Raw genomic sequence first — 21,640 nt, forward strand, 5'->3', positions numbered from 1 at the left:
GGCGGGGGCGGCGGCTTGGTCGTGGTGATTTCGTCCTGCACCGGCTGCGTGGACGGCGTGCTGGTGCCCGGGTTGGCGAGTTTATTGGCGTCGGTGCGCGCAAACAGCAGTGACACCGAAACCACGAGCGCAATCGCCGCCACGATGGCCGCAACCCCGACCACCCAGGGCCAGCGCGGGGTGCCGTCGTCGTCATCGTCATCGTCGTCGTCGGGTGTCTCGTAGTTCTCGTAGTCGTAGAGCCTCAGATCGGCCGGCACATACGGGCCGCTGAGGAAATGCTCGGACTCGGGTGCGGAGTAGGCCTGCGAATACGCGTCCGTCTCACCGGTCTGGTCGGCTGCACCTATTGCGCCGCTGTCGGCGAAGGGTTCGAGTTCGTGATGGGAATGCAATTCGCCGTCGTGCTCGTCGACGGGCCCCAATTCATCGCCGGGCTCGCTGCTCGAATTCGGTTCGCGGCTGAGCTCACTGGCGGAATCGGATTCGTCAGGATCGGATCCCGGGGGTTTCGGCCCGCTCATGTCTGCCTGCCCTGTTCAACTGCATTACCTGCGCACGGGGCTTCAGGCGTACCTCGTGTCGCGCGTGCTCGGGAGATTCTCATGTGCCTGCGCAAACCCTACCGAACCGAGTGACGCAAAGAAGTCTTGGCAAACGGGCGGCGGCTCAACTGATGCCCGGATTGTTACCTTCGAGACGCAATTCAGTGCTTCTCCGGGCCCACGTAGTACTCAAAGACCAATCCGGCGGCCGAAGCCAGGATGAACACCACGCCGGCGACGATCAGCCACGGCAGCCATAGCGCGATACCGACCGCGGCCACCGAGCCCGACAACGCGACCAGCAGCGGCCACCAGCTGTGCGGGGCGAAGAATCCCAATTCGCCTGCACCATCGCTGATTTCAGCACCCTCGTAGTCCTCGGGCCGAGTATCGAGACGACGCGCGACGAACCGGAAGAAGGTGGCCGTGATCAACGCCAAACCGCCGGTGAGCGCCAACGCCGTGGTGCCGGCCCACTCTTCGCCGCCGGTGGCGAACATCGCTGTCAGTACCCCGTAGAGCACCGCGGTGACGACGAAGAACGCTGCGATGAACTCGAACAGCCTCGCCTCGATATGCATTGCGTGTCCTAACCTACTGGCTGCGTCAGTTCGCCGCGGCGGGTCTCGAACGGATGAGTGGTCACCGCTAGCGGGGACTGGGCAATCGCCTGCAACGCTTGGGCGTTCGTCTTTCCGTCGATCCGCTGCTGCAAATACGCCTTGAAGTCGTTGGGCTCGACCACCCGAACCTCGAAGTTCATCATCGAGTGATAGGTGCCGCACATCTCCGCGCAGTGGCCGACAAACGCCCCGGTCTTGGTGATCTCTTCCACCTGGAACACATTGACCGAGTTGTTTTGCTTCGGCCAGGCCATCACGTCACGCTTGAAGAGGAATTCCGGCACCCAGAATGCATGGATGACATCGGCTGAATTCAATTGGAATTCGATGCGCTTGCCGGCGGGCAGCACCAGCACCGGGATTTCGGTGGGCGTTCCCAGGGTTTCGACCTTGTCGAAGTTCAGGTAGGTCCGGTCCTCGGTGTTGAGCCCGTGCACCGGCCCCACGCGCTCCTCGCCGTGTTCGTCTTTGCCCTCCGGCTTGGAGACCATCGCCTTCTTACGGGCCTCGTCGGCTCCGTCGTAGCTCAGCGTGCCGTCCTTGAAGTTGACGCGCTGATAGCCGAATTTCCAGTTCCACTGAAAAGCCGTGACGTCGATCACAACCTCAGGGTTCTTGTCCAGGTGCAGCATTCTCTCCTGGACCACGACGGTGAAGTAGAAGAGCACCGAAATGATCAGGAACGGCGTGACGGTGAGCACCAGCTCCAGCGGCATGTTGTAGCCGAACTGCCGGGGCAGTTCGGTGTCGGTCGCCTTCTTCCGGTGGAAAACCGCCGACCAGAAGATCAGGCCCCACACGATGACCCCGACGACCAGCGAAGCGATCACCGCGCCGATCCACAGCTCCCGGTTGAGGTGGGCCTGCGGGGTGATGCCCTCAGGCCAACCCAGGGCAAACACCGTTTGCCAGCTGCAGCCGCTCAAAGCGAGCGCCAATACTGCCAGCGTCCCGGCCAGCGCCAGCGGTCGAAGACGACGCGAAAGACCCCGCGATGCATCTGACGAACGGCGCTGAAACATGCCCTGCGACAAACGCTGCGAACGGAACTGCCCGCCGGGTGTCACGTTGGCGCCTCCCTGCTCGAATGTCGAATACTACGCAGCGTAGACCACGCCGCTCAGCCCGGCGACGAAACCCCGACCGGCGCGGTGCGGCGCGCCCAAGCATTGGCGAAGTGCGGCATACTGAGGCGCCGTGTGTGGACTGCTGGCCTTTGTCGCGGACCCGGCCGGCCTGGACGACCAGGCGGCCGGCCCCGGCGCAAACGGGGACGACCACGCCGCTGCCGCGGCGCATGCCGCCCGAGCCGACACCGCAATCACCCGCGCTTCGCATCAGATGCGCCACCGCGGGCCCGACGAGCCGGGCACCTGGACGGATCCGGGCGCCGACGGGTCGGTCGTGTTCGGTTTCAACCGGCTGTCCATCATCGACATCGAGCACTCACATCAGCCGCTGCGCTGGGGGCCGCCCGAGGCGCCGGATCGCTACGTCCTGGTGTTCAACGGCGAGATCTACAACTACCTGGAGCTGCGCGCCGAACTGACCGCCCAGCACGGCGTCGCCTTCGCCACCGATGGCGACGGCGAGGCCATCGTCGCCGGCTACCACCACTGGGGCACCGCGGTGTTGACCAGGCTGCGCGGCATGTTCGCCTTCGCACTGTGGGACACCGTTACCCGCGAATTGTTCTGCGCCCGAGACCCTTTCGGTATCAAGCCGCTGTTCATGGCGACCGGTACCGGCGGCACGGCGGTGGCCAGCGAGAAGAAATGCCTGCTGGACCTGGTCGATCTGGTGAGGTTTGACACCGCGATCGACGAGCGCGCCGTGCAGCACTACACCGTCCTGCAGTACGTGCCGGAACCCGAGACGCTGCACCGCGGGGTGCGCCGGTTGGAATCGGGCTGCTACGCGCGGATCCGGCCCGGGCTGGCGCCGCAGATCACCCGCTATTTCGTGCCGAGGTTCGCCGCGGTGCCGATCAGCCGCGGCACCGAGCAGGCTCGCTACGACGAGATCACCGCGGTGCTCGAGGACTCGGTGGCCAAACACATGCGCGCCGACGTCACCGTCGGGTCGTTCCTGTCCGGCGGCATCGACTCCACCGCGATCGCGGCGCTGGCCATCCGGCACAACCCGCGGCTGATCACCTTCACCACCGGTTTTGAGCGTGAAGGATTCTCCGAGATCGACGTCGCGGTGGCCTCGGCCGAAGCCATCGGTGCCCGCCATATCGCGAAGGTGGTCAGCGCGGGCGAGTTCGTCACCGCCCTGCCCGAGATCGTCTGGTATCTCGACGAGCCGGTTGCCGACCCGGCGCTGGTCCCGCTGTTCTTCGTCGCGCGCGAGGCCCGCAAGCACGTCAAGGTGGTGCTGTCCGGGGAGGGCGCCGACGAGCTGTTCGGCGGGTACACGATCTATCGAGAACCGTTGTCGCTGAGGCCCTTTGACTACTTACCGCGGCCGCTGCGGCGTTCGGTGGGCCAGATGAGCAGACCACTGCCCGACGGCATGCGCGGTAAGAGCCTGCTGCATCGCGGTTCGCTGACGCTCGAGGAGCGTTACTACGGCAATGCCCGCAGCTTCTCGGATTCCCAGCTGCGCGACGTACTGCCCGGATTCCGCGAGGAATGGACGCATACCGATGTGACGGCTCCGGTGTACGCCGGATCCGCGGGCTGGGACCCGGTGGCCCGCATGCAGCATGTCGACCTGTTCACCTGGCTGCGCGGCGACATTCTGGTCAAGGCCGACAAGATGACGATGGCCAACTCGCTGGAGCTTCGGGTGCCGTTTCTGGACCCGGAGGTGTTCGCCGTCGCGTCCCGGTTACCCGTCGAGGCGAAGATCACCCGCACCACCACCAAGTACGCGCTGCGGCGCGCACTGGAACCTATCGTCCCCGCGCATGTGCTGCACCGGCCCAAACTCGGGTTCCCGGTGCCGATTCGGCATTGGTTGCGCGCCGGCGAGCTGCTGGAGTGGGCGTATGCGACGGTGGACGCCTCGCAAGCCGGTCATCTGGTCGACCTCGCCGCGGTACGCCGAATGCTCGACGAACACCGCAGCGGCACCAGCGATCACAGCCGCCGGCTGTGGACGGTGCTGATCTTCATGCTCTGGCACGCGATCTTCGTCGAGCACAGCGTGGAGCCGCAGATCAGCGAGCCGGTGTATCCGGTGCAGCTGTAGCGAATCAGTCCGCGGCCGGCCGTGCGCCTGTTAGGCGAACACCGCGGCGATCTCGGCGGCGGCCTCGTCACCGTAGGCATCGGCCAGCCGCGTCTTGGCGACGGCGCTGTCCCAATTCCACTCCTGCGTGCCGGTCGACTCCAGCACCAGCACGGCCACCAGGGAGCCCAGCTGCGCCGCACGCTCCAGGCTCAGCCCGGCGCTGCGGCCGGTGAGGAAACCGGCGCGGAACGCGTCGCCGACGCCGGTCGGGTCGGTGAGGCTGTTCTCCGGCACCACGCCGACGTGCGTGGTGGTGCCGTCGCGATCGACGATGTCGACGCCCTTGGCGCCGAGCGTGGTCACCCGCAGGCCGACCTTTTGCAGCACGTCGGACTCTGACCAGCCGGTCTTGTTGAGCAGCAGCTCCCACTCGTAGTCGTTGGTGAACAAGTAGGCCGCGCCGTCGACCAGCTTGTCTATCTCTTCCCCGGACAGGCGGGGCAGCTGCTGGGACGGGTCGGCGGCAAAGTCCAAGCCGAGCTTTCGGCACTCCTCGGTGTGCACCACCATGGCGTCGGGGTCGCTGGCCCCGATGATGACCAGATCCGGCTTACCCACCGACGAGACGACGTCGGCGAGCTTGATGTTGCGGGCTTCCGACATGGCGCCGGGGTAGAACGACGCGATCTGGGCCATGTCCTCGTCGGTCGTGCAGGTGAAACGGGCCGTGTGCGCGGTCTTGGAGATCAGCACGTTCTCGCAGTTGACGCCGTGCCGCTCGAGCCATTCGCGGTATTCGCCGAAGTCGTCGCCGGCCGCGCCTACCAGCGCGACGTCGCCGCCCAGCACGCCGATCGCGAAGGCGATGTTGCCCGCGACGCCACCACGATGAATCACCAGGTCGTCAACGAGGAAGCTGAGCGAAACCTTCTGCAAGTGCTCGGCGAGCAGATGCTCGGAAAACCGGCCAGGAAAACGCATCAAGTTATCGGTCGCAATCGAACCAGTCACCGCGATCGTCACGAAATCTCCACCCTTCATCGGTAAGCCCGTCCAGCCTACCCACGCGTTTCGGCCGTGCAGCCGACACCGCCAGCGTCCGCAGCCGCCGAAAGGTTGTGCGCTAGCCTGCCTAGGGAACTCACTCAAGTCGCCGGGACCGAAGACGCGGGCGGTACCCGCTCGTGGTCGGCGTCTACCACTGTAGGAGAACCACTATGGGCGGTCCGCACATGCCGAACCACACTGTCGGCGGCGACGGACCCGTGCCCTATACCGAACCGGTGGACTTCCCGCACGACCCTCCGCCCGGCGATGCAGCCTTCGCGCCCAGGTCAGCCAACGAACGGCCGCCAGGCGCATACCCCGGGCCGACGCCACCGGGTTATCCGAAGCGGCGATCACCGCGGCGGACGATCATCGGGGTTCTGTTGGCCATCGGGTTAGTGGCCGCGATGACAGCGGCGATTGTCTATGGCGTTCGCACCAATGGAGCCAACACCGGGGCCGCGTTCTCCGAAGCATCGGCGAGAACGGCGATTCAGGGCTACCTGAACGCACTCGAGAACCGCAACACCGACGAGGTCTCCCGCAACGCGCTCTGCGGCCTGTACGACGGCGTGCGCGACAAGCGGTCCGACCTTGCGCTGGCCAAATTGAGCAGCGACGCCTTCCGTAAGCAGTTCTCGCAGGTCGAGCTGACCTCGATCGACAAAATCGTGTACCTGTCGCAGTACCAGGCTCAGGCGCTGTTCACGATGCAGGTGTCGCCGGCCACCGGCGGAGCGATGCGCGGGCAAGTCCAGGGCGTGGCGCAGCTGCTATTCCAGCGCGGTGATGTATTGGTGTGCTCGTACGTGCTGCGTGCCGGGGGCTCGTACTAGCCCCCGGCACTAGCCGCTGAGGCTCAGTTGAAGGAATCCCCGCAAGCGCAAGAACCAGTGGCGTTGGGGTTGTCGATGGTGAAACCCTGCTTCTCGATGGTGTCCACGAAGTCGATCGACGCGCCTTCGACGTAGGGCGCACTCATCCGGTCCACCGTCAGCGTCACACCGGCAAAGTCGACAGTCAGGTCACCGTCCAGCGCGCGGTCGTCGAAGAACAGGTTGTAGCGCAGGCCGGCGCATCCGCCCGGCTGAACCGCGATACGCAGTGCCAGGTCGTCGCGGCCCTCTTGGTCCAGCAGAGACTTCGCCTTGGTAGCGGCGGCCTCGGTCAGGATTACGCCATGAGTCGTGGCGGTCGGCTCGTTTTGCACCGTCATTACTTCTCCTACATGCCTGTTGTTGGGTAGGTGCCCGGGCACCCGAACTACTCGGGTAGAACCCAATGCCTCAACGGTACCTCGCAGGACCGCTATTCCCGAGTCGCGCCGCCACCTGTGACGCTAATCCCATCAGCTGGTTCGCCGCGTCGGCCAGCGCCAATCCGACCGAGCCGGCATAGTCGGCCATCGACAGCGCCGACATGATGCCCGCCGTGCGCACCGAGGTTTTCTCCAGACCAACCTGCCCGGCCAGCACGATTATCGGAATCCCCAGCGGGCTGGCCGCAGCTGCGAGCGAGCCGACGACTTTTCCGTGCAGAGACTGCTCGTCGAATTTCCCTTCCCCGGTGATGATCAGCTCGGCAATCTCGAGGGCGTCCTCCAAGTGGGTGTGCTCGGCGATGATCGCCGCGCCGGACTCGCAGCGGCCCCCAAGCGCCAGCAATCCCGCGCCGATACCGCCCGCGGCGCCGGCCCCGGGCTCGGAGCTCACGTCTCGTCCGGCTGCCGCCTCCAGTTGCAGCGCCCACGCCTCAAGTCGGACTTCCAGCGCGGCGACCGTGACGGTGTCCGCGCCCTTCTGCGGCCCGAACACCCTGGCCGCACCCCAGGGCCCCACCAGCGGATATTCCGTGTCCGAAGCGGCGATCAGCTGCACAGCGGCCAGTTGCCGGCGCGCCACTTCCAGGCCGCCGAGCTCGGCGATCATGCCTTGCCCGCCGTCGGTGCACGCGCTGCCGCCCAGCCCGACCACGATTCGCTTCGGCCCGGACCGCAGCGCCTCGACGATCAGCTGTCCGACTCCCCGGCTGTGCGCCGCCAGCGCGGTCTCCGGGTCGGGCGGACGGCCAAGCCGCCCCAGGCCACACGCCTGCGCACATTCCAGGTAGGCGGTCGCGGACTCCGGGTCCCACACCCACTCGGCTTCCACGGTCTCGTCCAATGGCCCGGCCACCTCGATGGACCGCTTCTCCCCCAGCCGATTGATCAGCACGTCGAGGAAACCGGGGCCGCCGTCGGACTGCGGCGCCACCAGGAATTGGTCGCCAGGGCGTGACCGGACCCAGCCGGTGGCGATTGCGGCGGCAGCTTCTACCGCCGAGAGGCTGTCGCCGTAGCAATCCGGGGCCACCAGGACGCGCATGGCCGGCAACTGCAGACGACCCGGAGAAACGCCAACGGCACCTTCGTCCGAGGCCATCGAGCCGTCGTCCATCACCCGTAGCCGTTCATCACCGTTAAGGGTAGGTCCAAGTATCGCGCGGCCGCAGAGCTATCGCGATGCCTGACGGGCCCATTCGGGAAACGGGCCGGTCGCGAAGTAACCTGGCCCATGTGAAGTTGTTGGGCCGTAAGAAAACCCAAGCGGAGTTCCTGGACGGGGATCTGGTGACACCGGCTGCCGCCGATGCCGCCCCGGATGCAGAGACTCGCGCGACGCGCAGGACCGACCCCAAGGGCCGGCCCACACCCAAGCGCGAAGCCGCCCGACGAAATGCGAAGAAGGGCCCCGTCGCGCCGGCACCCAAGACCGCCGCCGAGGCGCGGGCACGCCGCAAGACTCTGGCCGGCCCGAAACTCAGCCGCGAAGAGCGCAAGGCCGAACGCACCGCCAGCCGAGCCCGGATGACCGACCGCCGGGAACGCATGATGGCCGGCGAAGACGCATACCTGCTACCCCGCGACCAGGGGCCGATACGCCGTTACGTGCGCGACGTGGTGGATTCCCGGCGCAACATGCTCGGCATGTTCATGCCCTCGACGCTGGCTCTGATGTTCGTCATGTTCGCGGTTCCGCAGCTGCAGCTCTACATCTCTCCCGCGATGCTGGTGATCACCGCAATCATGGGCGTCGACGGCGTGATCCTGGGCCGCAAAATCAGCAGGCTGGTCGACGCGAAGTTCCCGAGCAACACCGAAAGCCGGTGGAAGCTGGGCCTTTACGCTGCCGGACGGGCTTCCCAGATCCGCCGGATGCGGGCGCCGAAGCCTCAAGTCGATCGCGGCGCCAGTGTCGACTGACCGTCGCCGGAAAGCCATCTGACCCCAGTGCGTACCCTGGTGCTCGGCGGGATTAGGTCGGGCAAATCCCGATGGGCCGAGGAAGCGATCGCCACGTCACTGCTACCCGGCCAGCCGGTCCGCTACCTGGCCTCCGGGCGCAGCTACCAGGCCGATACGGACTGGTCACAGCGCATCGCGAAACATCGCGACCGCCGGCCCACGCACTGGTCAACGGTCGAAACCCAGGACCTCACAACCGAATTGCGGCAATCACCGGATACCCCGACCCTCGTCGATGACCTCGGCGCCTGGCTAACCGGCACGCTGGATCGCCACCAGGCCTGGGAGGACGGATCGATAGCCACTCCGGTCGAAGCGATGATCGGCGCGGTCGGCGCGTTTGAAGCCACGCTGGTGCTGGTCAGCCCCGAGGTCGGGTTGACCGTGGTGCCCGCCACCGCGTCCGGCCGCCGCTTTGCCGACGAGCTTGGTTCGCTCAACCAGCGCGTCGCGGCACTGTGCGAGCGGGTCGTGCTGGTGGTGGCCGGTCAGCCGGTATCGATCAAATCGCCAGGGACGTGATGGAATTCACGCCGGTCTCGCCGCCTGATCCTGCCGCCGCCGCGGCCGCCCGCGCGCGCCAGGACACCCTGACCAAGCCGCGCGGCGCACTGGGCCGTCTCGAGGATCTGGCCGTCTGGATCGCGTCCTGCCAGGGGCACTGCCCGCCACGGCAGTTCGAACGGGCCCGGGTGGTGGTGTTCGCCGGTGACCACGGCGTGGCCCACTCCGGGGTGTCGGCGTACCCGCCTGAGGTGACGGCCCAGATGGTCGCCAACATCGACGGCGGCGGGGCGGCGATCAACACCCTGGCCGGGATCGCCGACGCGACGGTACGGATCGCCGATTTGGCGGTGGACGCCGAGCCGCTATCCGAGCAGATCGGCGCCCACAAGGTGCGGCGTTCCAGCGGCGATATCGCCGTGCAGGACGCGCTGACCGACGAAGAGACCGCTAGCGCGATCGCGGCGGGCCAGCGGATCGCCGACGAAGAGGTCGACGCCGGCGCCGACCTGCTCATCGCAGGCGACATAGGCATCGGAAATACCACGGCAGCAGCGGTTTTGGTGGCTGCGCTGACGAACGCCGAGCCGGTCGCGGTGGTCGGTTTCGGATCCGGAATCGACGACGCGGGTTGGGCGCGCAAGACAGCCGCAGTCCGCGACGCCCTGTTCCGGACGCGGCCGGTGCTGCCCGACCCGCTGGCATTGCTGCGCTGTTGCGGTGGGGCGGATCTGGCCGCGATGGCCGGCTTTTGCGCACAAGCCGCGGTGCGGCGCACCCCGCTGCTGCTCGACGGCGTGGTGGTGACGGCCGCCGCTCTGGTCGCCGAACGCCTCGCACCAGGTGCGCGGCAGTGGTGGCAAGCGGGCCATCGCTCCACCGAACCCGCCCATACGCTGGCCCTGACCGCTCTGGACCTGGATCCGATTCTGGACCTGCGCATGCGGCTGGGCGAGGGCAGTGGCGCGACGCTGGCGCTGCCGGTGCTGCGCGCCGCGGTGGCCACATTGTCGTCGATGGCGACGTTCACCGAGGCCGGTGTCTCCGATCGGCTCGACGACGTTGCACCGTCCCCGTGATCCGTTCGCTGGCAACGGCTTTCGTATTCGGAACGGTGTGGCCGGTGCCGGCTTCCGGTAACGTGCCGATGGGCCGCGGCGCCATGACCGCGCTGCCGGTAGTCGGCGCAACCCTGGGAGCACTGGCCGCGGGCATCACCTGGGGCGGCTCGCTGGCATTCGGGATGTCCAGCCCGGTGCCGGGATTTCTTGCGGTGGCAGCGCTTTTGCTCGCGACCCGGGGACTGCACATCGACGGCGTCGCAGACACGGCCGACGGGCTGGGTTGCTACGGGCCGCCACCGCGTGCACTGGCGGTGATGCGCGACGGGTCGACCGGACCTTTCGGTGTCGCGGCCGTCGTGCTGGTGATCCTGTTGCAGGGGTTGGCATTTTCGGCGCTCGGCGTGACCTGGCAGCACGGGGTCGTCGCGATCATCGTGGCGGTCGTCATCGGGCGGGTGGCCGCCGTGCTGGCCTGCCGCCGCTCCGTGCCGGCGGCCGACGGCAGCGCCCTGGGTGTCCAGGTCGCCGGCAGCCAACCCATCGGCGTGGTGGCGGGCTGGATCGCCGTGCTGCTTGGGGTTTCGCTGCTGGCGGGTCCGCGACCGTGGCAGGGCCCGGCCGCGGTGGTGCTGGCGCTGTGCTGCGGCTCGGTGTTGGTGGCGCACTGCGTGCGCCGCTTCGGCGGGATCAGCGGCGACGTGCTGGGCGCCGCAATCGAACTCACCACGACAGTCAGCGCCGTGACGCTTGCAGCGCTGGGCCGCTTCTAACCCAGCCGGGACATCCAGCCGTGAGTGTCGGCGAAGGTGCCACGCTGAATACCGGTCAGCGTGTCGCGCAACGCCATCGTGACTTCACCGGGCTGACCGTCGGCGATGGTGAACTCGCTGTCGGCGTACTTCACCCGCGCGACCGGTGTGATGACGGCGGCAGTGCCACAGGCGAATACCTCGGTGATCTCCCCCGAGGCGGCCTTCTTCTGCCACTCGTGGATATCGATCTTGCGCTCTTCTATGGTGAATCCGGCATCGAGCGCCAACTGCAGCAACGAATCCCGCGTGATGCCCGGCAGCAGTGAGCCGGACAGTTCCGGGGTGACCAGCCGCGAGGTGCCGCCGCTGCCGAGCACGAAGAACAGGTTCATGCCACCCATCTCTTCGACGAAGCGACGCTCGACGGCATCCAGCCAAACCACTTGGTCGCAACCGTTTTCCGCGGCTTCGGCCTGAGCCACCAGCGACGCGGCGTAGTTGCCGCCGAACTTGGCCGCGCCGGTACCGCCGGGGCAGGCTCGCACGTAATCCGTTGACACGTAGACGTCGACGGGGTTGATGCCGTTTTTGAAGTATGCGCCCGCCGGTGAACCGATCAGCAGGTACCGGTAGTGCTTGGCCGGCCGTACCCCCAATCCCGGCTCCGTCGCGAAGATGAACGGCCGCAGATACAGCGCCTCTTCGCCGCCCGCCCGCGGCACCCATGCGTTGTCGACAGCGATGAGCTGACGCAGGGATTCGAGGAAGAGCTCGTCGGGCAGCTTGGGGATCGCGATCCGCCGGGCCGACGAGCGCATCCGGGCGGCGTTGGCGTCCGGGCGAAATGACACCACCGAGCCGTCGGCCCAGCGGTATGCCTTGAGCCCCTCGAACACTTCTTGCGCGTAGTGCAGCACGATCGCCGACGGGTCGAGCTGAATCGGGCCATATGGAATGACCCGTGCGTCGTGCCAGCCCTGGCCCTCGTCGTAATCGACCGAAACCATGTGGTCGGTGAAGAATTTGCCAAAGCCGGGGTCGGCCAGGATGGAGTCACGTTCTACGCCACTAGCGGGATTAGACGCGCGTTGAACGGTGAACTCGAGAAGGCCGCTCGTCATGCGGAGATTGTATATGCGCGTGCCAATGGCTTTTTGCCGCGTGAACGCGCGGCGGCTAGCGGGTTTTCAGCTCGACGAACGGCGGACGCACCACTTCGCATTCCGCAGCACGGCCACGCACGTCGACGGTGATTTGCTGACCGTCTTCCACGCCCGCGTCGGTGTCGATCAACGCGAGTGCGATGCCGGCCTGCACGGTCGGCGAAAACGTCCCGGACGTGGTGATCCCGACCGGCTTGTTCCCAGCGAGCACCGTCAGCCCGGGCCGCAAGACACCACGGCCCTGCATCCGCAAGCCCCGCAGCAGCCGTCGCGGCCCCGCCGACTTCTCGGACAGCAGCGCATTGCGACCGAAGAACGCGTCCTTCTTCCAGCCGATTGCCCAGCCGCAGCGGGCCTGCAGCGGCGAGATGTCGAGCGACAGTTCGTGGCCGTGCAGCGGGTAACCCATCTCGGTGCGCAGGGTGTCGCGGGCACCCAGGCCGGCCGGTTCGCCGCCCGCGTTCGACACCGCCGTCACCAGCGCGTCGAACACTACGCCCGCGGTGTCCCAGGGCGGCAGCAGTTCGTAGCCGTGCTCGCCGGTGTACCCGGTGCGGCAGACCCGCACCGGAACTCCCGAGAAGGAGGCGTCGGCGTAGGCCATGTAATCCATGTCGGTCGGCAGGCCCAGCTCGCCGAGCACATCGGTCGATCGCGGCCCCTGCACCGCAAGCACCGCGTAGGAGCGATGCTCGTTGGTGATCGTCAGGCCGGCGGGGGCGGCGGCCGCCAGCGCCTCGACCACTGCGGTGGTGTTGGCGGCATTGGGCACCAGAAAAATCTCGTCGTCGTCGACGTAGTAGGCGATCAGGTCGTCGATAACGCCACCGGATTCGGTGCAGCACAACGTGTATTGCGCCTTGCCCGGCGCGATCCGGCCCAGGTCGTTGGTCAGCGCGGAGTTGACGAACTGCGCGGCGCCCGGCCCGCGGATCAGCGCCTTACCGAGGTGACTGACGTCGAACAGACCCACCGCATTGCGCGTCGCGTTGTGCTCGCTGACGGTGCCGGCATACGACACCGGCATCAGCCAGCCGCCGAACTCGGCGAAATTGGCACCCAACTCGCGATGACGATCTTCCAGCGGTCCCTTGAGTGGCTCCGTCGCTGCGCTCACGACGACCAACCCTAATCGGCTCCGCACCTGGCAGACTTCTGTAGGTGTCCGATTCGCCCGACTTCGAAGCGCTTGCGGCCGCCGGAATCGCGGATCCGCGCGAACGGGCCGACCTGATCAAGTATCTGGACGACCTCGGGTTCACCGTCGAGGAGATGGCCGAAGCCGAACTCCGCGGCCGGCTGTTCGGACTGGCCGGGGACGTTCTGTCGTGGTCGGGCCGGCCGATCTACACGTTGCAGACCGCGGCCGAGGAGCTCGGGATCACAGCCGACGAGGTCGCACGCGCCTGGGCTTTGCTCGGCCTCACCGTCGCCGGTCCCGAAGTTCCGGCGCTGAGCCAGGCCGACGTCGACGCCCTGGCCACCTGGCTCGCGATCAAGGTGGTGGTCGGCCAGGACGGCGCATTGGGACTGTTGCGGGTGCTGGGGGCCGCGATGGCCAGGCTGGCTGAAGCCGAGTCGACGATGATCCGTGCCGGAACGCCGGACATCCAGATGACCCACACCCGTGACGAACTCGCCACTGCGCAGGCATATCGCTCGGTCGCCGAGTTCGTCCCCCGGATCGGGGCGCTGATCGACATCGTGCACCGCCACCATCTGTCCAGTGCTCGCACCCACTTCGAGGGTGTCCTTCGCGACACCTCGGCCTCCGTGGTGTGCGGTGTCGGTTTTGCGGATCTTTCCGGCTTCACCGCGTTGACTCAGGCACTGACGCCGGCGCAGTTGTCGCATTTGCTCAACGAATTTGCCGGCACCGTCTCCGACGTGGTGCATGCGGACGGCGGCCGGGTGATCAAGTTCATCGGCGACGAGGTGATGTGGGTGAGCTCGTCGCCCCGGCAACTGGTGCGGGCGGCGGTTGATCTCGTCGAGCACCCCAAGGCGCGCGAGGAAGGACTCCAGGTGCGCGCCGGCCTCGCCTACGGCACGGTCGTGGCCATCAACGGCGACTACTTCGGCAACCCGGTCAACCTGGCCGCCCGACTCGTGGCGGCGGCGACGCCGGAACAGATCCTGGCCACACCCGCACTGCGTGACGAGCTGCCCGACTGGCCCGCCGTCGCCTATGGCCCGTTGACCCTCAAAGGGTTTGAGGACCCGGTGACCGCGTTCGACCTACACGCCCGGACGCTGCCGAGCTAAGGACCACTCCCGGTGACTAGGGTGACTACGCGTGAGTACCGAACCGGGATACCAGGCTCCTTCCGTCACTGTCGCCGCGTCGCTGCCGAAACGTGCTGCGGGATCGTCGGTGTTACTCGTGCCGGTCGTCTCGACCGGTGACGAAGACCGGCCGGGCGCGACGCTGCTGGCCGCAGAGCCCTTCCTGTCCGCCGAGGCGGTCGCCGAGATAGAAGCCGGCCTGCGGGCGCTGGACGCGACCGGCGGCAGCGAGCAGGCGCACCGCCTGGTGGTGCCGTCACTTCCGGTCGCCAGCGTGCTCACGATCGGCCTGGGCAAGTCGCGATCCGAATGGCCCGCCGACACCATCCGGCGTGCCGCCGGGGTGGCCGCACGCTCGCTGAGCGGAGCCGAAACCGTGATCACCACCCTGGGCGAGCTGCCCGGTGAAGATGTCGCCGCCGCCGCGGTCGAGGGACTGATCCTGGGCAGCTACCGGTTCACCGCTTTCCGCAGCGGCAAGACCGCGCCCAAAGACAAAGGGCTGAGCAAGATCACCGTGCTGGCCTCGGAAAAAGTCGGGGCTAAGGAAGCCAAGAAGCAGAGCGCGCACGGTGCGGCCGTCGCCACCGCCGTCGCCACCGCGCGCGACTTCGTCAACACCCCACCCAGTCACCTCTTCCCCGCCGAATTCGCCAAGCGGGCAAGGGCTTTGGGCGAATCCGTTGGCCTCGAGGTGGAAGTGCTCGACGATAAGGCACTGCAAAAGGGTGGCTACGGCGGGATCGTCGGCGTCGGGCAGGGCTCGTCGCGGCCACCGCGGCTGGTGCGGTTGATCCATCACGGTTCGAAGCTGGCCAAGAAACCCAAGCAGGCCCGCAAGGTTGCGCTGGTCGGCAAGGGCGTCACGTTCGACACCGGCGGCATCTCGATCAAACCGGCTGCCTCGATGCACAACATGACCTCGGACATGGGCGGTGCCGCCGCGGTGGTCGCCACCGTCACGCTGGCCGCGCAGCTCGGGCTGCCGATCGACGTGATCGCCACGGTGCCGATGGCCGAGAACATGCCGTCGGGGACTGCGCAGCGGCCGGGCGACGTGCTGACGCAGTACGGCGGAATCACCGTCGAGGTGCAGAACACCGACGCCGAGGGCCGACTCATCCTGGCCGACGCCATCGTGCGGGCGTGCGAGGACAACCCCGACTATCTGATCGAGACGTCGACGCTGACCGGCGCCCAGACGGTGGCGCTGGGCGCCCGCATCCCCGGGGTGATGGGCAGCGACGAGTTCCGCGACCGGGTCGCCGCGATCTCGCAGCGGGTCGGCGAGAACGGCTGGCCGATGCCGCTGCCCGATGAGCTCAAGGACGACCTGAAGTCGACGGTGGCCGACCTGTCCAACATCAGCGGGCAGCGCTTCGCCGGCATGCTGGTGGCCGGGGTGTTCCTGCGCGAGTTCGTCGCCGACGGGGTGGACTGGGCGCACATCGACGTGGCCGGCCCGGCCTACAACACCGGCGGCCCGTGGGGGTACTCGCCGAAGGGGTCCACCGGTGTGCCGACCCGGACAATGTTCGCGGTGCTCGAAGACATCGCCGAGAACGGCTGAGCCTGCCTAGATCACCCGGAACCGCGCTGTGCTGCGCAGTGCCTGCGGCAGCAGCCGCGAAACACCATAGAGCGCATAGGCTTCCGGCGCCACCGGGCGAATCGGCTTGTTTTTCTGGACCGCCGACAAGATTGCGTCGGCGACCTTTTCGGGCCCGTACCGACGCAGTGCGAACATCTTGCCCAGCTGACCTCGCCGACCGTCGACCTGCCCGTCCTGTTTGCCGGAGGGCGCGTCGAACCGGGTGGCGTTGATGATGTTCGTATCGATGACGCCGGGGCAGATCGTGGTCAGCCCCACGTTGGCGGCGTCGAGTTCGGCGCGCAGGCAGTCGGAGAACATGTAGGTCGCCGCCTTGGACGTGCAGTAGGCGTTCAGCGACTGCAGCGGGGCGTAGGCAGCCATCGACGACACGTTGACGATGTGCCCGCCGGTGCCCCGCTCGACCAGGCGCCGCCCGAACGCCCGGCTGCCGTTGACGACGCCGCCGAGATTGACGTCGAGCACCCGGTCGAACTGTTCGGCAGGGGTGTCGAAGAACTGCCCCGCCTGCCCAATGCCCGCGTTGTTGACCACGATGTCGGGCACGCCGTGTTCGGTGCTGACCCGTTCGGCGAACGTTTCGACTGCGGCGGTGTCCGACACGTCGAGGACGTAAGCGTGCGCGACGCCGCCCCGCGCGGTGATCGCGGCAGCAGTCTCCTTGACCGCGGCTTCGTCGATATCGCTGACGACCAGCTCGGCGCCCTCCCGGGCGAAGGCGTAGGCGGTCTCGCGCCCGATTCCGCTGCCGGCGCCGGTGACCGACACCAGGGTGTCGCCGAACGCCCCGCGGGGACGGCCTATCTGCGCGCGCAGCAGCGCCCGGCTGGGCGGTTTGCCGTCGGCCAGGTCGGCGAACTCGTGCACCGCGGCCGCCATCACCTGCGGGTGCGACATCGGCGAAAAATGACCGGCCCTGATGTCGCGCCGCCACAGCCGCGGCACCCACCGTGCCGTCTCGTCGTAGCCGTACGGCCGGACGTATTTGTCGCGGGTGTTGACGATCAGCTGCACCGGCACATCGACGACGTGGATAGCCTGGCCCCGCTCGGAGAACGAACGAAAGTAGTTGGCGGGATAGGTTTTAACCGAGCTGGCCGCATCCGCGGCGATGCTCGCGGAGTGATGGATCTGCTCATCGGGAATATTATCGACGACGCTGCGCCGCACCGCGCGCGCCGAGAATGCGGCCCGAATCAGCAGCGGAGCCAGCACCGGGATCGAGAAGAAGACCATGTAGGTCAGCCGCAGCGCCTGACTGATCGAGCGGGCAAACCTGCGCGGGCGCCACGGTTGACGCAGACCACTGAAGATGTATTCGACCAGTTGCTGCTGGCTCGGCCCGGACACCGACGTGAACGAGGCAACCCGGTCGCCGGCACCAGGCCGTTTCAGGTACTCCCAGATGCCCACCGAACCCCAGTCGTGGGCCAGCACGTGCACCGGCTGGCCGGAGCTCAGTTCGCTTGTCACCGCCGCGAAGTCGTCGGCGAAGTGCGCCATCGTGTACGCCGAGACCGCCTTGGGCGCCCCCGACAGCCCGACTCCGCGGTTGTCGTAGCGCAGGATCCGGAACCGCTGCTCCAGCTGCGGCACGACGCCGTCCCACAGCACGTGCGAGTCCGGCCACCCGTGTACCAGCACGACCGTGGGGCCGTCGGGGTTGCCTTCTTCGTAGACCGCGATCCGGACACCGTCCGCACTGTCGACGAACTTCTGGGGTGCCTGTGTTGTCGGCATTGAACCTCCGCCTCCCCGCGGTTTCGCTCTGACTACCAGCGGCCACACTATGGCGAGCCGGGTCAGCCCTGGCTGTGTGCCGACGCAGAGGCAATGACAGGATAGTTTTGACGTCAACTTCCAGTACACCGCGGTGTGGTAAGTCAGATGTCGACCTGCGCCGGCCCACGAGCAATCGAGGAGTCAAAAGAGATGGCCTTCTCTGTCCAGATGCCGGCACTCGGTGAGAGCGTCACCGAGGGGACGGTCACCCGCTGGCTCAAGCAGGAAGGTGACACGGTCGAACTCGACGAACCGCTCGTCGAGGTGTCGACCGACAAGGTCGATACCGAAATCCCGTCGCCTGCGGCCGGTGTGCTGACAAAGATCGTCGCCCAGGAGGACGACACCGTCGAGGTCGGCGGTGAGCTGGCCGTCATCGGCGACTCCGCCGCGGACGGCGCCCCCGCGGCGCCCGCCCAGACGCCCAGCCAGCCGGCGGCCGAATCCGCACCGCCGCCGGAGCCCGAGCCCGCTCCCGCCGCACCGGCCCAACCGGAGCCCGAGCGTCAGCCCGAGCCCGCGGCGCAGGCCGCACCGGCGAGTTCCGGCGCGGGCAGTGCGACGCCGGTGCTGATGCCCGAACTCGGCGAGTCGGTCACCGAGGGCACCGTGACTCGCTGGCTCAAGAAGGTCGGCGATTCGGTTCAGGTCGACGAAGCGTTGGTGGAGGTGTCCACCGACAAGGTCGACACCGAGATTCCGTCACCGGTGGCCGGCGTGCTTCTCAGCATCACCGCCGACGAGGACGACATCGTGGCGGTCGGCGGCGAACTGGCCCGGATCGGCTCCGGTTCCGCCGCTCCGTCCGCTCCGCCGCCGCCCGCGCCGAAACCGGAGCCCACGCCCGAACCGGCACCTCAGCCCAGGGTCGAGGCTTCACCGGCGCCCGCCGCCAAACCCGCTCCTGCACCCGAGCCCGCGCCGCAACCCAAGGCCGGTGCCGCACCGGCTGCTGCGGCACCGGCGCCGAAAGCCGAACCGGCACCGCCGGCGGCAGCCCAGGGTGACGGCGCTCCGTACGTGACCCCGCTGGTGCGCAAGCTCGCCACCGAAAACAACATCGACCTTTCCCAGTTGAAGGGCACCGGTGTCGGTGGCCGCATCCGCAAGCAGGACGTGCTGGCCGCCGCGCAGCAGAAGCAGGAAGCCGCGAAGGCGCCCGCTGCCGCCGCACCGGGTACCGCCGCGCCGGCTGCCAAGGCCGCGGCGGCACCGACGCAGGCTCCCGCCCTGGCCCACCTGCGCGGCACCACGCAGAAGGCCAACCGCATCCGCCAGATCACCGCGAAGAAGACGCGCGAATCCTTGCAGGCCACCGCGCAGCTCACTCAGACCCACGAGGTCGACATGACCAAGATCGTGGGGCTGCGGGCCCGAGCCAAGACGGCGTTCGCTGAGCGCGAGGGCGTGAATCTGACCTACCTGCCGTTCATCGCCAAGGCGGTGATCGACGCGCTGAAGACGCACCCCAACGTCAACGCCAGCTACAACGAGGACTCGAAAGAGATCACCTACTACGACGCCGAGCACCTCGGCTTCGCCGTCGACACCGATCAGGGCCTGCTCTCCCCCGTGATCCACAATGCCGGCGACCTGTCGCTGGCCGGGCTGGCCCGCGCGATCGCCGACATCGCCGAGCGCGCCCGGTCGGGCAACCTGAAGCCCGACGAGTTGTCCGGTGGCACCTTCACCATCACCAACATCGGCAGCCAGGGCGCCTTGTTCGACACCCCGATCCTGGTTCCGCCGCAGGCCGCCATGCTGGGCACCGGCGCGATCGTCAAGCGGCCGCGCGTGGTGGTTGACGACAGCGGCAACGAGTCGATCGGGGTGCGCTCGATTTGCTACCTACCGCTGACCTACGACCATCGGCTGATCGACGGGGCCGACGCCGGACGATTCCTCACCACGGTCAAGCATCGGCTTGAAGAGGGAGCGTTCGAGGCCGACTTAGGGCTTTAGAAGGGGCTTGAGCAAATTGGCCAAGCCCGTCATCGCGATCGCGGGCTCGTCGGGCCTGATCGGCTCCGCCGTGGCTGCCGCCCTGCGCGCCGCCGACCATCGGGTGCTGCGCATCGTGCGTCGGACACCGTCGAACTCAGATGAACTGCACTGGAATCCAGAAAGCGGCGATTTCGATGCCGAGGCACTCACCGAGGTCGACACCGTCGTCAACCTGTGCGGCGTCAACGTCGGCCGGCGCCGGTGGTCGGGAGCCTTCAAGCAGAGCCTGCGCGACAGCCGCATCGCTCCGACGGAGGTGCTGGCCAGCGCGGTCGCCGACGCCGGCGTCCAGACGCTGATCAACGCCAGCGCGGTCGGTTTCTACGGGAACACCAGAGACCGCGTGGTCGACGAAAATGATGGGGCCGGAACGGGTTTCCTAGCCCGACTCTGCGAGGACTGGGAGGCTGCGACGCTGCCGGCTCAATTCGGCGGTACCCGGGTGGTGCTGGCCCGCACCGGCCTGGTGATGGCCGCGGCCGGCGGCGCGTTGCGCCGGATGCGACCGTTGTTCTCGGTGGGCCTCGGTGCCCGGCTGGGCAGTGGCCGTCAGTACATGTCGTGGATCAGCCTGGAAGACGAGGTGCGGGCCTTGCTGTTCGCGATCGCGCACCCGACGCTGTCCGGCCCGGTGAATATGACCGGACCCGCGCCCGTCACCAACGCCGAGTTCACCACGGCCTTAGGCAGCGCGATCAACCGTCCGACCCCGATGATGCTGCCTGCCTTCGCGGTGCGGGCCGCGTTCGGCGAATTCGCCGACGAGGGGCTGCTGACCGGTCAGCGGGCCATCCCGTCCGCGCTGGAGCGCGCCGGTTTTCAGTTCCACCACAACACAATTGGCGAGGCGCTCGGCTACGCCACCGCCCGGCGAGATCAGGACTAGACATGTATTTGATTACCGGTGCGGGCGGCGGCATTGGCGGCGTAAGTCGCATGGTGGTCGAAGAGTTGCGCTCGCGCGGTGAGCAGGTGCGCGCCATGGTGCACCGCGATGACGAACGAGCCGACGCGCTGCGCGCGTTGGGCGCCGAGGTGGTGGTCGGCGACCTGACCGAACCGCGCGACGTCGTCGACGCGATGGCCGGAGTCGACCGGATGTTCTTCTCGATGAGCGTCTCGCCCGACTACCTGCAGGCGACGGCGGTGGTGTGCGCGGCGGCGCTGGAATCTGGTCGGCTCGAAGTGATTGTGAACATGTCGCAAATGACGGTGTCGCAGATGACGCTGACGAGCACCGACGAATCTCGTCAGCATCGCCTGCACTGGCTCGCTGAGCGGGTGACGAATTGGTCGGGCGTGCCGGCAGTGCACATCCGGCCGACGACGTTTTTGGACAACCCGATCTTCACCGCCCTGGCCGCGCCCGCCTTGCGGGAACGGAATGTCTTGCAGCTGCCGTTCGGGACCGGCCGGACCTCGCCGATCGCCGCCAGCGACGTGGCCCGCGTGGTTGCCGCGGTGCTGCTGAATCCGGCGGATCGCATCGGCGCTGTCTACGAGTTGACCGGCCCGGCAAGTCTGGACATCGACGAGCTGGCCGCCCAGTACGCCCGCGCTTTGCACCGCCCGATCACCGGCGCCGACGTCGCGCACGACACCTGGGTCAAGGAGGTTCTGCAACCCCTGGGCCTTCCCGCACACGTCGCACAACACCTCGCGACAATGGCGAAGTTGCACCGCGCGGGCCGCTACGACCGGTCCACCGACGACGTCCGGCAGATCACCGGCCAACCCGCGTTGAGCGTCGAGCAGTACGTCGCGGCGAATCCACAGCTGTTCGCGTAGCGTTGAC

19 protein-coding genes and 1 pseudogene are annotated in these 21,640 nt (G+C 67.5%); 11 read left to right on the forward strand and 9 right to left on the reverse strand.

Annotated elements, in window-relative coordinates:
- The 3 genes and pseudogenes from DB708_RS27565 to ctaC all read right to left on the reverse strand — a co-directional run.
- Window positions 1-524, reverse strand: a pseudogene (locus tag DB708_RS27565) (MmpS family transport accessory protein); the annotation flags it as partial.
- A gap of 182 nt (window positions 525-706) precedes the next feature.
- The gene (locus DB708_RS07890) at window positions 707-1,126 is read right to left on the reverse strand and encodes a cytochrome c oxidase subunit 4 (RefSeq protein ID WP_108921402.1); all 420 of its coding nucleotides are present in this window, start codon (window positions 1,124-1,126) and stop codon (window positions 707-709) included.
- Window positions 1,127-1,134: 8 nt separating this feature from the next.
- Window positions 1,135-2,235, reverse strand: coding sequence for an aa3-type cytochrome oxidase subunit II (gene ctaC, locus DB708_RS07895; RefSeq protein ID WP_108921403.1), 1,101 nt, complete (start codon window positions 2,233-2,235; stop codon window positions 1,135-1,137).
- Window positions 2,236-2,365: 130 nt separating this feature from the next.
- Here ctaC and asnB point away from each other — a divergent pair, with 130 nt between their 5' ends.
- Window positions 2,366-4,366: an asparagine synthase (glutamine-hydrolyzing) gene (asnB, locus tag DB708_RS07900; protein ID WP_108921404.1), complete on the forward strand. Its 2,001-nt coding sequence runs from the start codon at window positions 2,366-2,368 to the stop codon at window positions 4,364-4,366.
- A 30-nt stretch (window positions 4,367-4,396) separates the two neighbouring features.
- On the opposite strand, the gene DB708_RS07905 is transcribed toward asnB, so the two are convergent.
- Entirely contained in the window at window positions 4,397-5,371 is a 975-nt protein-coding gene (locus tag DB708_RS07905; RefSeq protein ID WP_108921607.1) for a carbohydrate kinase family protein, read from the reverse strand.
- 194 nt (window positions 5,372-5,565) lie between these two features.
- Between DB708_RS07905 and DB708_RS07910 the strand changes: the two genes are divergently transcribed.
- Window positions 5,566-6,231, forward strand: coding sequence for an Rv0361 family membrane protein (locus tag DB708_RS07910; RefSeq protein WP_108921405.1), 666 nt, complete (start codon window positions 5,566-5,568; stop codon window positions 6,229-6,231).
- A 23-nt stretch (window positions 6,232-6,254) separates the two neighbouring features.
- On the opposite strand, the gene DB708_RS07915 is transcribed toward DB708_RS07910, so the two are convergent.
- Together DB708_RS07915 and DB708_RS07920 are read right to left on the reverse strand one after the other, a co-directional pair.
- Complete coding sequence (locus DB708_RS07915) at window positions 6,255-6,611, reverse strand: HesB/IscA family protein (RefSeq protein ID WP_108921406.1); 357 nt, start codon at window positions 6,609-6,611, stop codon at window positions 6,255-6,257.
- A gap of 70 nt (window positions 6,612-6,681) precedes the next feature.
- Window positions 6,682-7,758 (reverse strand): glycerate kinase family protein, encoded by a 1,077-nt coding sequence (locus tag DB708_RS07920; protein ID WP_165839778.1) that lies wholly within the window; start codon window positions 7,756-7,758, stop codon window positions 6,682-6,684.
- A gap of 191 nt (window positions 7,759-7,949) precedes the next feature.
- Between DB708_RS07920 and DB708_RS07925 the strand changes: the two genes are divergently transcribed.
- The 4 genes from DB708_RS07925 to DB708_RS07940 are packed head-to-tail and all read left to right on the forward strand — an operon-like array spanning window position 7,950 to window position 11,016.
- A complete protein-coding gene (locus DB708_RS07925) occupies window positions 7,950-8,636 on the forward strand; it encodes a DUF3043 domain-containing protein (protein ID WP_235616678.1) in 687 nt (228 codons plus the stop codon).
- Window positions 8,637-8,663: 27 nt separating this feature from the next.
- On the forward strand, window positions 8,664-9,200 hold the full coding sequence (gene cobU / locus DB708_RS07930) for a bifunctional adenosylcobinamide kinase/adenosylcobinamide-phosphate guanylyltransferase (protein WP_108921409.1): 537 nt from the start codon (window positions 8,664-8,666) through the stop codon (window positions 9,198-9,200).
- Window positions 9,200-10,261 carry a nicotinate-nucleotide--dimethylbenzimidazole phosphoribosyltransferase gene (gene cobT, locus DB708_RS07935; RefSeq protein WP_108921410.1) on the forward strand — a complete coding sequence of 354 codons (1,062 nt, stop codon included), beginning with the start codon at window positions 9,200-9,202 and terminating at the stop codon, window positions 10,259-10,261. Before cobU ends, cobT begins: the two co-directional genes overlap by 1 nt.
- Window positions 10,258-11,016, forward strand: coding sequence for an adenosylcobinamide-GDP ribazoletransferase (locus DB708_RS07940; RefSeq protein WP_108921411.1), 759 nt, complete (start codon window positions 10,258-10,260; stop codon window positions 11,014-11,016). Before cobT ends, DB708_RS07940 begins: the two co-directional genes overlap by 4 nt.
- Here DB708_RS07940 and DB708_RS07945 read toward each other — a convergent pair.
- Complete coding sequence (locus DB708_RS07945; RefSeq protein WP_108921412.1) at window positions 11,013-12,119, reverse strand: branched-chain amino acid aminotransferase; 1,107 nt, start codon at window positions 12,117-12,119, stop codon at window positions 11,013-11,015. The genes DB708_RS07940 and DB708_RS07945 overlap by 4 nt on opposite strands.
- Before the next feature lie 55 nt (window positions 12,120-12,174).
- Complete coding sequence (gcvT, locus tag DB708_RS07950) at window positions 12,175-13,278, reverse strand: glycine cleavage system aminomethyltransferase GcvT (protein WP_108921413.1); 1,104 nt, start codon at window positions 13,276-13,278, stop codon at window positions 12,175-12,177.
- A 44-nt stretch (window positions 13,279-13,322) separates the two neighbouring features.
- Between gcvT and DB708_RS07955 the strand changes: the two genes are divergently transcribed.
- Together DB708_RS07955 and DB708_RS07960 are read left to right on the forward strand one after the other, a co-directional pair.
- Complete coding sequence (locus tag DB708_RS07955; protein WP_108921414.1) at window positions 13,323-14,426, forward strand: adenylate/guanylate cyclase domain-containing protein; 1,104 nt, start codon at window positions 13,323-13,325, stop codon at window positions 14,424-14,426.
- A gap of 31 nt (window positions 14,427-14,457) precedes the next feature.
- Window positions 14,458-16,017: a leucyl aminopeptidase gene (locus tag DB708_RS07960; RefSeq protein ID WP_108921415.1), complete on the forward strand. Its 1,560-nt coding sequence runs from the start codon at window positions 14,458-14,460 to the stop codon at window positions 16,015-16,017.
- Window positions 16,018-16,023: 6 nt separating this feature from the next.
- On the opposite strand, the gene DB708_RS07965 is transcribed toward DB708_RS07960, so the two are convergent.
- Entirely contained in the window at window positions 16,024-17,799 is a 1,776-nt protein-coding gene (locus DB708_RS07965; protein ID WP_108921416.1) for an SDR family oxidoreductase, read from the reverse strand.
- 192 nt (window positions 17,800-17,991) lie between these two features.
- On the opposite strand from DB708_RS07965, the gene sucB reads away from it, so the two are divergent.
- From sucB to DB708_RS07980, 3 genes are read left to right on the forward strand one after another with little or no spacing between them, the layout of a single operon-like run.
- Window positions 17,992-19,803 carry a 2-oxoglutarate dehydrogenase, E2 component, dihydrolipoamide succinyltransferase gene (gene sucB / locus DB708_RS07970; protein WP_108921417.1) on the forward strand — a complete coding sequence of 604 codons (1,812 nt, stop codon included), beginning with the start codon at window positions 17,992-17,994 and terminating at the stop codon, window positions 19,801-19,803.
- A 16-nt stretch (window positions 19,804-19,819) separates the two neighbouring features.
- Window positions 19,820-20,731, forward strand: coding sequence for a TIGR01777 family oxidoreductase (locus DB708_RS07975; RefSeq protein ID WP_108921608.1), 912 nt, complete (start codon window positions 19,820-19,822; stop codon window positions 20,729-20,731).
- 2 nt (window positions 20,732-20,733) lie between these two features.
- The gene (locus tag DB708_RS07980; protein WP_108921418.1) at window positions 20,734-21,633 is read left to right on the forward strand and encodes an NAD(P)H-binding protein; all 900 of its coding nucleotides are present in this window, start codon (window positions 20,734-20,736) and stop codon (window positions 21,631-21,633) included.
- Window positions 21,634-21,640 lie beyond the last annotated feature (7 nt).

This window comes from Mycobacterium montefiorense (assembly GCF_003112775.1).
GTDB lineage: Bacteria > Actinomycetota > Actinomycetes > Mycobacteriales > Mycobacteriaceae > Mycobacterium > Mycobacterium montefiorense.